Annotated in this window: 10 protein-coding genes; 3 read left to right on the top strand and 7 right to left on the bottom strand. The window is 53.1% G+C overall.

Features of this window, described 5'->3' with window-relative positions; genetic code table 11:
* Window positions 1-3 precede the first annotated feature (3 nt).
* Entirely contained in the window at window positions 4-1,602 is a 1,599-nt protein-coding gene (locus SPV1_RS09635) for a hypothetical protein (protein ID WP_009850993.1), read from the top strand.
* On the opposite strand, the gene SPV1_RS09630 is transcribed toward SPV1_RS09635, so the two are convergent.
* Window positions 1,599-2,411 carry an arsenite methyltransferase gene (locus SPV1_RS09630; RefSeq protein WP_009850992.1) on the bottom strand — a complete coding sequence of 271 codons (813 nt, stop codon included), beginning with the start codon at window positions 2,409-2,411 and terminating at the stop codon, window positions 1,599-1,601. The two genes, SPV1_RS09635 and SPV1_RS09630, sit on opposite strands and share 4 nt — an antisense overlap.
* An 81-nt stretch (window positions 2,412-2,492) precedes the next feature.
* Complete coding sequence (gene arsS, locus SPV1_RS09625; RefSeq protein WP_009850991.1) at window positions 2,493-3,458, bottom strand: arsenosugar biosynthesis radical SAM (seleno)protein ArsS; 966 nt, start codon at window positions 3,456-3,458, stop codon at window positions 2,493-2,495.
* A gap of 188 nt (window positions 3,459-3,646) precedes the next feature.
* Here arsS and SPV1_RS09620 point away from each other — a divergent pair, with 188 nt between their 5' ends.
* Entirely contained in the window at window positions 3,647-4,798 is a 1,152-nt protein-coding gene (locus SPV1_RS09620; protein WP_009849287.1) for an IS4 family transposase, read from the top strand.
* Window positions 4,799-4,853: 55 nt separating this feature from the next.
* On the opposite strand, the gene SPV1_RS09615 is transcribed toward SPV1_RS09620, so the two are convergent.
* The 5 genes from SPV1_RS09615 to SPV1_RS09595 all read right to left on the bottom strand — a co-directional run bounded on the left by SPV1_RS09615 (window position 4,854) and on the right by SPV1_RS09595 (window position 11,336).
* On the bottom strand, window positions 4,854-6,869 hold the full coding sequence (locus tag SPV1_RS09615; RefSeq protein WP_009850990.1) for an ATP-dependent DNA helicase RecG: 2,016 nt from the start codon (window positions 6,867-6,869) through the stop codon (window positions 4,854-4,856).
* Between the two features lie 137 nt (window positions 6,870-7,006).
* Entirely contained in the window at window positions 7,007-7,693 is a 687-nt protein-coding gene (locus tag SPV1_RS09610; protein ID WP_009850989.1) for an Arm DNA-binding domain-containing protein, read from the bottom strand.
* 666 nt (window positions 7,694-8,359) lie between these two features.
* Entirely contained in the window at window positions 8,360-9,121 is a 762-nt protein-coding gene (locus SPV1_RS09605; protein ID WP_009850988.1) for a ribonuclease H family protein, read from the bottom strand.
* A 123-nt stretch (window positions 9,122-9,244) separates the two neighbouring features.
* Complete coding sequence (gene lpxK / locus SPV1_RS09600; protein WP_009850987.1) at window positions 9,245-10,249, bottom strand: tetraacyldisaccharide 4'-kinase; 1,005 nt, start codon at window positions 10,247-10,249, stop codon at window positions 9,245-9,247.
* Window positions 10,250-10,376: 127 nt separating this feature from the next.
* Window positions 10,377-11,336, bottom strand: coding sequence for a transposase (locus SPV1_RS09595; protein ID WP_040881802.1), 960 nt, complete (start codon window positions 11,334-11,336; stop codon window positions 10,377-10,379).
* A 203-nt stretch (window positions 11,337-11,539) separates the two neighbouring features.
* On the opposite strand from SPV1_RS09595, the gene ahr reads away from it, so the two are divergent.
* Complete coding sequence (ahr, locus tag SPV1_RS09590; RefSeq protein WP_040881800.1) at window positions 11,540-12,541, top strand: NADPH-dependent aldehyde reductase Ahr; 1,002 nt, start codon at window positions 11,540-11,542, stop codon at window positions 12,539-12,541.
* The last annotated feature ends 423 nt before the right edge of the window (window positions 12,542-12,964 follow it).

The raw sequence follows: 12,964 nt of genomic DNA, 5'->3' as shown, positions 1-12,964 counted from the left end.
GAATTGAGTGCAGAACTTCGTCTGCATCCGCAGCGGCTGGAATTGGGCAGGGCTGAGCTGCTGACCGATGCACTGATCCTCCCGTTTACTGATATTGAAGGCAGGCTCTCTCAGCTGGCGTTCTCTGCCAATGCGCTGGAAGCAAACAATTTGCGCAAGAGCATGAAGAGCTACCTGGGGCGACTCAACTCAAATCCCCATATCCCGCTGAAATTCCGCTTGAAGGTATTAAACCGTTTTGAACAGGAGTTGGACCTGTTTGACGGAGAGATGACCGCCGCTGTTCTGAATGCGCATAAAATCGGTGTGGTGCTTGTGCAGGAGAAAGCACGTAGCGCACCGGACTATTACCCTGTTCTGGTCGATATGGTGGCCAATGCCATTGAGTTGTCGGTAAAACTGTTGCGACTTTCGCTAGAGCAGTATCATGGCCAGTCCATTCTGGCGACACGCCAGTTTTTCGATCTGGCCAGACTGGGGCTGGATGTAGCAGCCGCATCTGTTGATCTGCCGGCAGATTCAGTGTCTCGTTTGTATAAGGCTATCTGCAATCATGAACTGTTGCGCAAGCTGGATCTGTTTGCCCATACCCCGGCGATGCAGCAGAGGATCTGGCTGGAGATGCAGTACCATGTGGGTCTGCTGACACCCTGTTTTTTTCGGCAGGGATCTACACCTCCTGCCGCTTGCACCGCCCCGCTGCTGCTGACAAATCTGAATCGTCCGAATGATCCGGCGACCACCTGTACAGAGCTCAACGAGCCCCCCGCTTTTGATGCAATCATGATTCCGGCAGGCCCATTCACAGAGCGTCTGGAAATGGCGGCGCATCATGCATCCACTGTACTGCATCAACCCGATATGCAGAAACAGACACTGCATACCGAACACGAGCTGGAAAATACCCTGCTCGGCTGCAGAGCTATACTGAATGCGCTAAGCGGAGAAAAAAGAAGTGAAGAGGAGCGCGGTGACCGGATAAATGCCCGGGTAGTGCTGCAGCTGGATGCAGCCAGAGCCATACGCGATGCATTTCACAGCGATGACGGTGTAGAGAAGAAACTGACAGCGGCTGAAAATAGCGATCATAGCTGGCGTATTGCCAACCTGCATACGAGCGGCCTGTGTCTGGAGCGGGTGAATGCAGGAGCAATTCCCTTGATTGTCGGTGCGCTGGTCGGTCTGCAGTGGCTGTTGCCCGAGCATGATGCACCGGATCTGCCATTTGATCAGAAAAATCCCCAATGCATCCCTCCTCTGAAACGGCTGGGGGTGGTAAGCTGGATCAAGGTTGTAAAACCCGGTGAGCAGCAGATAGGCATCGCATTTCTCGCCGAGGGTTATCATCTGGCTGTTGCCGTAATGCCCGGTGGCGGGTCTGATGCCGAAGCAAGGCGCACCTGGCCGGTCCTGCTCCGTCAGCAGGAGCGCAAACGCATCATGATTCTGCCTGACCCGGGTATTCACAGAGGCATGATATTCATGCTCTCACAGGGAGAGAGGCATGCGGCATTCAAGGTCAGTGATGTAGAGGAAGTCGCGCTAAACTACACGCGCAGCCATATTATTCTGGCCAATACAACGAATATCAGCAGCCGTTAGCAGCAGCCCGGCTTTACCGCTTCGATGTAGGCCGACACAACATAATCCTCAACGCCCCGCCCCGGAGCCCAGTCACGGATAAATGTGCGGGACTCATCTTTCGGCTCGATACGAATCTCCGTGAATCCGGCTTCCGTCATCATCGACTCCAGCTCTTCGATCAGCGAAGCGCCGGCCATACAACCGGCATGCAGAATCGGATCATTTTTCATCTCATCCGGCATCACGGCTGTAGCAACTACATCGGATATAGCCAGTCTTCCTCCCGGTTTCAGTGCCCGGAACGCATCCCGGAAAACCTGCTGTTTGTCCGGTGAGAGATTAATCACACAGTTGGAGATAATGATATCGGCTGTGTTATCGGCAACCGGCAGATGTTCGATCTCGCCCAGTCGGAACTCCACATTGGTAAAGCGTCCCTTCTCCGCATTGGCCCGAGCCTTCGATAGCATCGTCGGTGTCATATCGATACCGATCACGTGACCGCTCTCGCCTACTTCATGCGCAGACAAAAATGCATCGAAGCCGCCGCCGCTACCGAGATCGATAACCACTTCACCCGCCTTCAGGCTGGCAATTGCGCGCGGGTTACCGCAGCCCAATCCCATATCGGCGCCTTCCGGTACACGGGTAAGGTCATCTTCCGAATAGCCCAGACGGGTGGAGATCAGCGTATTGATTGCCGCATCATCCGACACACCGCAGCAGCTGGATACCTCGCCACAGCAGCCGCCTTCATTGCTGGCCTCGGCTACTTCGGCATATGATTTACGTACGTGCTGACGCACATTGTCTGCCTGAACACTCATGCAATACCTTCCTTGTTTTCCAATCGTCTCTCATCGTTTTGCAGCACGGTGCATACTCTATCATCAGAAAGCCATTCTGCTCTATGCATCGAGTGCACCTCCGCAACTCGATCCCTGCCCTGCTGTACAGCCATAACAATGATCCATCACCACAATCGGCCGCCCCTGCATATCCTCATGCATCAATTCAGACAAATGCGTACTATTACCATGTTTGCCTGCAAGCGGCAGCTCCAGCATCTGGTTGAAGTCACAGTCATATACAAACCCCTGCCAATCGACGCTGATCAGGCTTCTGCACATGACTCCGGACAGGTTTTCCTCACTATATGCTTCTTTAAGTAACTGCATGTAACTGGCGAATTCACCACGGGAAATCAATGTGCTACCAAAACGTTTTATCGGCATATTGGTAATCGTAAACAGCTGGTTGAACTCAATGCCGTAACGCAGGCGCAGCTCTCGCTTGTAAGCGGCTTGCAGCTCGTCTTGTGATGGCGGCAGGCAGGCTCCCTGCGGGTTATACACCAGCGTCAACGTCAGCCCGGAGCCTTCGATTCCATAGCCCAGGGCATTGAGTTGTTTCAGTGCCGCTATACTGGTCTCGAATACACCCTTGCCGCGCTGGGCATCGACATTATCACTGAGGTAGCAGGGCAATGATGCAACCACCTCAACCCGGTGTTGTGCAAGAAAGGCAGCCATATCCTCATAGCCCGGCTCTTCCAGAATCGTCAGGTTGCAACGATCAATAATCCGCACACCCAGTTTTGTTGCCTCGCCAATCAAATAGCGGAAGTGAGGATTCATCTCCGGTGCCCCGCCGGTCAGATCGAGCGTTGTAATCTGCTGTGTCGCCAGAAAATCCAGCACCTGCTGTACTGTCTGCTCACTCATGATTTCGGTTCGCCGCGGTCCTGCATTGACGTGGCAATGCAAACAACTCTGATTGCACAGATAACCGAGATTGACCTGCAGCGTCTCCAGCCTGCCCCGATGAAGGGGCGGAAAGTCACTCTCTGTCAGTAAGGGTAATGTGGCATGCATGCCTCTGTTCTCCTGATAAACGGATTGGAATCACCCATAGGTCGATCCGCTGCACGTTTTATTACAAAGCAAATCACGGCTGTCCGGTTAAGGAATCCGGAGGGATAAAAAAAGGTCTGAATTCCCAAGGGATATGGTAGATTTATTGTGATTGAGACAGCAAATCTACGCCCCGGAGAATTCAGACCATGAAGCATGCTAACACGGTTTTTCATCAATTGCTCAGAGTGATTCCGCGTCACCGTTTTGAGGAGGTTGTCAGGCGTTATGATGGTGACAGGCGTATCCGCAGTTTGTCCTGCTGGACGCAGTTTTGCGTCATGCTCTATGCGCAGCTTTGCTCCCGGCAGTCTCTGCGGGATGTGGTTTCGGCATGGGAAAGTCACGCCAGCAGGCACTATCACCTGGGAGCAGGCTCGGTGAGGCGTTCCACGCTTGCTGATGCCAATGTGAAGCGCTCTGCGGGCATGTATCTGGAGCTGTTTTACTGGCTTTTGCATCAGTTTCGCGGCAAGGGCATCCACCGCAAGGATGCCGTTCGGCTGATTGACTCCACGACGATTGACCTGTGCAAGCATCAGTTTGAATGGGCGAGCTTCCGCACCGGCAAATCGGGCGTGAAGGTGCATACGGTGTATGACCCTGATGCGCAGGTTCCCACCTTCTTTTCCATCACCGCAGCCAAAAAGCATGACAAGAAGGCTGCGGAGCACATGCCCCTGTTGCCCGGCGCCACTTATGTGTTCGACAGGGCCTACAACGATTACGCATGGTTCCATGACCTGACACAAAGGGATATCCGCTTCGTCAGCCGCATGAAGCGCAACGCGGAATTCGAGGTAGTGGCAACGCTCCCTGTATCAGATGACGGTGTATTGGAAGACCAGCATATCCGTCTGTCATCGGCCAAAGGCAGGAAGGAATGTCCGACCATCCTGCGCCGCATCTGCTTCGTGCATGAGGAAGATGGCAAGAAGCTTGTCTTTATCACCAATGACCTGAAGCGCTCCGCCGGAGCCATCGCAGCCCTGTACAAACAGCGCTGGCAAATTGAACTGTTCTTCAGGTGGATTAAACAGAACCTGAAGATCAAACGCTTCATCGGCACATCCGAGAACGCTGTCAAAATCCAGATTATCATTGCCATGATCGCCTATCTGCTGCTGCACATGGCAAGAAGGATCCTGCCTGCAAGCCGATCCATGCAACAACTGGCGAGACTCGTTTCCGTCAACCTCATGCAGCGACGAAACTTGCTCGAATTGCTGGCTGATTCCCCACCGCCGCCAAAGCGACGATTCGCCATAAATCAGCGACAAATGTGCCTCATCAATGCTTAACCGGACAACAGTGAAAGCAAATGATGAGTATGCGAAAGCCTGATGCAGATGGGCCTTAGTCTGTCGATTCAGCGAAGGGACGCCAGAAGCGCTGCATCTCTTCGCCGGGATCGAAATCGGGCAGGTTTTCAAACCAGTAACGAATCAGGGTCGCATCCTCTGCCATGTTGAGCAGGCGAAAGCCCGCATCACCATGCTGACGGGTACCGACCGCATCACCGCTGCCTCGCAGGGCCAGATCGGCTTCGGCCAGCTCCAGTCCGTCGTGCGTGTTTACCATCTGGTTTAATCGTGTCCGCGAGCCTTCAGATGCAGCATCGCCCGCAATCAGCATGCAATACCCCTGCTCCGATGAGCGCCCTACCCGCCCGCGCAACTGATGCAGCTGGGCCAGACCGTAGGATTCAGCCTCTTCGATCACGATCAGGCGCGCTTCGGGTACATTCACACCCACTTCCACCACCGTGGTGGAGACAAGCATTTTACATACCCCGGTTGTAAAAGCTTCCAGTGCACCGTTTTTATCGCCGGATTTCATGCGACCGTGCAGCCCGAGCACATTGGCATCGGGAAAATAGCGCTTGAGCAGCTCTACCCGCTGATCGACCGAGAGGCCGTCTTCATCCTCATCAATGCGGGGTACGATCCAGTAGATGCGCCCTTCTGCATCCAGTATGCGCTGCATACCGGCAATCAGAGATTTCATTTTATCCGAAGCGATAACACGCGTTTCCACCGGTTTACGCCCCGGCGGCATGCCGCGCATGATCGAGAGATCCATATCGCCATAGAGTGCCAGCGCCAGCGTACGCGGAATCGGGGTTGCGGTCATGCCGAGCAGGTGTACCGCCTGATGGCCGTCGCGTTTCTTATCGGCCAGACCCCAGCGCTGACGCACGCCGAATCGGTGCTGCTCATCGACCAGCGCCAGCGCCAGATGATTGAATACCACATCCTCGCTCAGCAGCGCGTGCGTACCGACAATTAGTTTTAATTCACCGCTGCCAAGCTCCGCCAGCAATTCACGCCGCTCTTTGGCTCGGGTGCTGCCGGTTAGCAGTTTGATTGTGAAGCCAAGCGGGGCAAACAGCGCCTGCAATGTTTCTGCATGCTGCTTTGCCAGCACCTCGGTTGGCGCCAGCAGCGCAGCCTGATATCCGCAGCCGGCCGCCTTGATCATGGCCAGTGCCGCCACCCATGTTTTACCGGCTCCCACATCCCCCTGCAACAGCCTGTGCATACGTTTGCCGGAGTTTAAATCAGTAGAGATATCGGACCAGGCCGAAGCCTGCGCATCGGTGAGCTCAAACGGCAGACTCTGATGCATCAGGCGGCTACTCGTTTCTGCCTGCAGTGAGACAGCAGGGCAATCAGCCTGTCGCTTCTTCTCCCGCATCAGTTGCAGATAGAGAATCAACTCCTCACATTTCAATCGTACGGCTGCACGATTGAGCGCCTCTGAATCCAGATCATGCGGTTGATGCAACTCTCTGAGTGCCTGCCGCAAGGGTGAAGCTGTAGCGGCCAGCACTGCATCCAGCGGGCTGGAGGCGGCAACCGGCAGCAGCGTTAATGCCTGCCGGATAAGAGTGGCAATGCGTTTGCCGGAGAGGCCGGCCAGCGCACGATAAACAGGCTGGTATCCCGGTTGAAACGCTTCGGACACACACCACTCCGGATGAGTCATCTGCCACTGTCCCTGCCATCGCTCGGCCACGCCGCGCACAGCAATCTCCCGTCCCTCCGACAGCCGCGCATCGCTCATCATATAACCGGAATGAAAGAAATTGAGTCGAATCCGGCCCGAATCGTCGGCCAGCAGAATGATAACCTGCCGCTTCTTGCCGTAACCGCGTGCCTCCTTTGTCAGGATGCGTCCCTGTATGCGGGCTGATACGCCGTCACAAAGCTGCGCGATCGGGCTAAGCTGCCTGTCATCGATATAATCCTTCGGCAGATGCAGCAGCAGATCGCCCAGCGTACGGATATCGCGCTGATGCAGGCGCTTTTCCAGCGCAGGTCCCACGCCCTTCACCGTCGATAACGGCAATGCCATCGTCTGATACATCATCCCCCTATAGTGACGAATATCGGCAACGCACTCAATATCAGGCTATGTCGGTCTAAAAGAGATGTATAGTACGCCGTGTTGGTTCTTTTTCACTTCACCCTACAATAAGAACCAACATGTGAAACATGATAAACCGACTATGCCAGTGGTTCAGGACGTTTAATGCCGGGTATCCACATGCGGCCCTCGGCCACTTCCAGGCCGTTTCTGGTTAACAGAGCGATCCACAGCCCGTCGGTTTCGAGCAGTAGCACCTGTTGCTCATATAACCATGCCAGATCGGTACGCAGCCGGTCAGATGAGACTTTATGGCCGAGTGCATCGAGCGATTGCTGTAATAACTGCTCGTTCACCGTATATGCATTCTCCTTTACCAGCAGTTGCAGAATGCGCAGTCGCCGATCTTCTATACGGGCCTGATCCTCACGGCTGAGAGTTGCAACCGGCTGCTGATGCAGTGCCAGCTCGAGCTGGCCGGTTGCATGAACCGGCTCTGGCTCTGGCGACTCCACAGACGTTTGAGTTGTCACTGTTTCGGTCGCCACCGCACGGCGTTTCTGCTGTTGTTTCACAACCCCCGGATCAACGCCATCTGCCAGCAGAGACTTGGCCTGCTCCCGCTTCTGGCGTGCATCATCAAGGCTCACAGCCGGATATACCCCCAGTGCCAGCGACTTCTGTTTCCCGTCGAAGCGATAAGCAAGCTTCCAGTAGCGACCGGATGGCTTTACCAGCAGGTAGAGTCCCCCGCCATCGCTGATTTTCAGCTGCTTCTTACCCTCGGGAATCGACGCTTCATTCACTTGTTCATCAGATAAAGCCATGCTGAACTGCTCCGCTTGTTGGTTCTTTTGGTGTTGGTCTATATGTTCAATATGACGGCACAACAGTGTTGGTCCCTATTGTAGTACTGTTTATCATAAAGACCAACAATTAGATGTTGTTACAGGCCTGTAGACGTGCTGTTTGGCCATCGAAGCTAAAATTCGATTTTAAGCCTTTGCATGTAGGATACGGGGTCATGATATGGATTGGTGCCTTTAAATTGATTGTAGAGGATTCTGTGCGGTCGTATTTTCGCTTACGTTACAGGAAAAATAAAAATCAGCTTTTGATTGCCAAATGGCCTGAAACCGTGTCATTTCAACGATTCTTATCCACTTTGTGATTCTGATTATCATTACAGAAAACAGTCGCTTGCCATATCTGCAATGCTTCTACCCGTTGAATATAACCTATTGATATTTATAGCTTTTATTCGATGCATAAATTTTGATCATTTTGACCGCTCGGCGCTGAATGCGTTGAAACGAGGGGGGTTTGCAAACTCATCCACAAAGTTATCCACAGATTTTGTGGATAGATGAAAAATGCTTTATTTTACAGCACGTTCAGGGAGCTGCCCTGATGCAGCGCGGAAGGAGGAAAAACTCCCCCTACCCTCTCCACCAATCAGGTCGTTTGAGCTGCTATGTCCGGCTCTCTATCGATTAACCGGCACGCATGGCCAACAGTGCATCGATATCGAGCTTGTCAGAATAACGCGTGAAATCTCTGTTGCGTGATTCAATGGCCAAAATCGACATGCGGTCGGCCAGCTCATTACCCTCGACTCCAACATGGCCGTTCACATGCAGGATCTTCAGCTTCTCTTTCAGACTCTGGTAGAGGGTAAACATCTGTTTGATCAGCTCCAGGTTCCTGATCTCGCCACCGGCTTTTTTCCACCCCTTTTTCTGCCAGTTTACCGCCCACTGTGTAATACACTGGATGGCATATTTGGAGTCGCAAAAAATCACCACCGACCTGTTACTGCCGATTTCGTCCCCGGCCATTATCAATGCCTGATGCAGTGCATTTAATTCGGCCGTGTTATTGGTGCCCATAGGGTTAAACAGGCCGTACCAAAGCTCATCAACCTGATTATTTCGATAGATCGCGACGCCGGAACCGGCCTTGCCGGGATTCGGTTCACAGCCGCCGTCGGTGAATATTTTTGTATCGATCTTCATCGCTGCAATCTCGGCTGCATCATAGGTTTTAACCGTTTGATTCGATGATCGCTTTTTCACCGGACTGCCGGAGGCAGACTTCACGCTGCCGCCATGAAATGCCGCTTCGGCTTCGGCCAGTGTTGTGAACGACTTGTATCTGGCACCGGCAAACTTGTCGATCTGCTTTTTGCAGCTGATCCAGTCGCTGAAAATGCCGGGCTCTCTGCCTTGCCATACTACATAATACTTTTTGGCCATGGATACCTCTTGTCGTTGGAAAGCATAATCGCCACAGGATTTAAGTCACTTTATGCGGCTGGAGGAGTGTATAGCCGGCCGCGATTGAAGCAATTGATACCCGTCCTGTCTGTCGGCGCAACATTAATTCAAGCTCCGGGCCTCTCCCGGTTCGATGACTTTTACGATGCTTTCGGCCAGGCCTGCCTCTGCTTCAGCACGCTGCTCCAACACCCACAACGGCCGCTCCTGCGGCCAGAACGGCATCAGCTTCACCGCATCCTTGGCTGTTGTCACAATGGATTTCTTCGTTTCTAACAGCAGCTGAATATCCTCTCTGGAATATTCATGGTGATCGGCAAAACAGCTATGGTCGGCCACTTCAAAGCCGAGTGCATTCAGATCCCGCAGCACACGCCATGGACGCGCGATGCCGGTAACGACATGGATGGGCCGGGACGCCTCCAGCAGGATATCCGCCCGACTATTCCAGTCCCGAACCCAACCGGCATGTGCCGACCAGCTCCACTCTTTCTTATTCGATAACGGCGTAAACTCACCCGCCCCGCTCCTGACAACCAGATCGGCCCGCCCCAGTGCCGACAGAGGCTCACGCAATGGCCCTGCAGGCAACAGAGAGCCGTTCCCCACCCCTTCGGCAGGTACCAGCACAATATCGCAGACGCGCTGCAACTGACGATACTGGAAGCCGTCATCGAGAATGAGGATATCGCCGTATGTTGCGGCAAGCCCGGCACCGGCAATGCGGTCCCGCCCGGCAATCACCGGGCAACCGCTGAGCCGGAACAGCAGTACCGCTTCATCGCCCACTTCATGCGCTTTGGAGTATTCGGAAACCAGATGCGGCGTCTGATTGTTTGCCCCATCCCCGCGCGATAACAGCACCGGGTTGAAACCGCGTTGCTTCAGCTCGGCTGCCAGCCAGAGGACAAACGGCGTTTTACCGCTGCCGCCGACGGTAATATTGCCGATAGAAATCATCGGAATCGGTGGTGTCACAACCTGCTTCAGGCGTTGTTGCTGCTCGAATCTCGATAGCGGTGCATAAACAGCAGCCAGAGCACGCAGCAACAGGTTCGGCTTTCGCCTGCTACTCCACCACATCCGTTCTATCTGCTGATAGAGCATCCACACTCCTCTGGGCGACCAGCCCCGTCCAACTGTAACGTTTTATACCGTCTAATGGTAAACCTGCGCTTCCAACCCTTGCCCCCCAAGTGTTGTCAGTGCGGATCAGGCATGGAAAAATCGGGGGTCAGGCATGAGTTATTGAGTTGTTTGAACTCAGATTTAATTTTACCCGGGTTACTTTCAACTCAAACTCGGGATCATTTTTCATGCGCTCTCTGGTTTTTTTCGTTAACAAACTTAATGCTGATGGATCACGATTCAGTCGACGGGCCAAATCCGCTAATGGGTGCAGACCCAACTCCGATGCAAGCCATGCAGCCACTCCGCGCGCCTCGGCAAAACTCCTTTTCCTGCTCGGCCCGGAGAGGTCTGTATCTTCAATGCCAAAGGCCTGAGCTACAGAGATAAGCAACTCATCCAGAGAAATTCTGATTGGCGCAGGTTCCTCGGTCTGAGTCATAACCCGAGATACAAAAAGATCTTCGCCAAGAATACGTGAGTCATCATCGCCCTGATGAAATTCCGGACGATGTGTTCCACTCACTCCATCCATGACAAAACTGACATATCGACCTCTTGCGACATGTATCGTGCTGCCGAATTGAGCCAGGACCGAATCACATGTCAGCCATGGAATATTGTCATCACCGATATAAGCCCGATGCCCACTCCATTCGTAATCCTCAGGTCGTGAAACCAGTTCCGAACGAACAGGATTAAGGTGGATATAGCGGACCAACTCCAACAGATAACTATCCCCGTCCACCAGCAATGCCTTATACCGCCCCTGAAACAGATGCCCGATGCGCTGATAACGGCGATTGATCCATAGTGTATAGCGAAAAGCCAGGTTTTGCATAACTCTGGAAAGAGGAATATCGGACACTTGAACTGCCAGGTGGATATGATTATTCATCAGGCAAAATGCATGCACCCGATGGCCGAATCGCTCTATCCCCTCCTGGATCAGAAAATACAGCTGGTAACGATCATCCGGGGCAAAGAATATATCCTGTCCCCCATTGCCTCGAAGCATGACATGATACAATCCGCCTGAAACATGAATCCTTGGTTTGCGTGCCATGATATGATTTTAGACTACCGGTGAAATAACTCAATAACTCATGCCTGACCCCAATGTCTCCCAATGTCTCTGGTTCGCTATCGCCCGGGGATTGCTACGAAGCTGGTGAACACTTATGTTTATCCGACTATCAAAATGTGCAACACATGCTGGTCCGACAACCGCAGAGGATGAAAGCATAAAAGCAACATCAGGAGATGGTCATGATTAAAGCGTATGCAGCATTCGAGCCGAAGGGCGAACTCAAACCGTTTGAATACGATCCCGGCCCACTGGCTAATGATGAAGTTGAAATAGACGTATCATATTGCGGTATCTGCCACTCTGATGTGAGTGTGATCGACGCTGAATGGGGCGAAATGCCCTACCCTGTTGTGGCCGGTCATGAAGTGGTGGGCAAGATTGCAAAAACAGGCAGCAGCGTGAGTCATCTGAAAATCGGTCAGGTGGTTGGACTCGGCTGGCATGCGGGTTATTGCGGCACCTGTCACCCATGCCAGAGCGGTGATAACAATCTGTGTGGCACTGCGACTGCCACCATCATAGGCCATTATGGTGGTTTTGCCGAACAGGTTCGGGCCAAAGCCAATAGTGTGGTGGCAATCCCTGCCGGCATTGATCTGGAATCTGCCGGACCTCTGTTTTGCGGTGGTGTGACGGTATTTAATCCACTGGTTCAATTTGATGTTAAACCCACCGACAAGGTGGCAGTGATCGGCATAGGTGGTTTGGGGCACATGGCATTGCAGTTTCTCAATGCCTGGGGTTGTGAGGTAACAGCATTTACATCCAGTGATGCCAAGCGTGATGAAGCACTGAGCATGGGTGCGCATGATACACTCAATTCCCGCGATGCAGATGCGATTGCCGGTGCGGCCGGTCGCTTTGATTTCATCATTTCGACGGTCAACGTGAAACTGGATTGGAACTTATATCTCGGCACCCTGCAACCTAAAGGCAGACTGCACTTTGTTGGTGCCACACTGGAGCCTCTGGATATCGGCGTATTTGGTCTGATTGGCGGCCAGCGCTCCATCTCAGGTTCACCGGTAGGCAGCCCGTCGACCATGTTGCAGATGTTGGAGTTTGCCAAACTGCATAGCATCAAGCCTGTGATCGAAATGTATGAGTTTGCCGATATTAACGAGGCACTTGATCGCGTAAGAAGCGGCAAAGCGCACTATCGGGTGGTCTTAAAAAGCTAAACAGTGTTGAGGCATCGTTAAAATGGAGCCCGGTTTCTTTTAACCCGGCTCCATTTTTTTGGTTCATCGCGGAAGTAGTCCGGGAACTGGCGTTAGTAACGATGAGCTGGTGACGCTTCCTGTCCTGCTATTGTTACGGGAGATATTTGTTCATTCTTTGTGCGTACAAGAACGAACCAAAACAAATGGCAGGAGTCATTTGGACGCCTGAACAGGCGGGGCGTAAGCCCTGAGGGCCAGGACGCCCGAATCAAAATTGCCCCGGTATATTTGAACCGATATCTATCGCGCGGCGGGCCAGCGCCGCACGATAGTTGAAAAGTGAACGCCTCGGACTCCCCCTTATAGATTTGCCGAATAGAGTTATTCACTACAGGAACAAGCTGCGGATGCAGCGGCTGTAGTGAATGGCTCGTATGAGGA

It is taken from the genome of Mariprofundus ferrooxydans PV-1 (genome assembly GCF_000153765.1).
Classification (GTDB): domain Bacteria; phylum Pseudomonadota; class Zetaproteobacteria; order Mariprofundales; family Mariprofundaceae; genus Mariprofundus; species Mariprofundus ferrooxydans.
The sequence above is the reverse complement of the archived record's forward strand: the minus strand, read 5'-3'. Positions and strand labels throughout refer to the sequence as shown.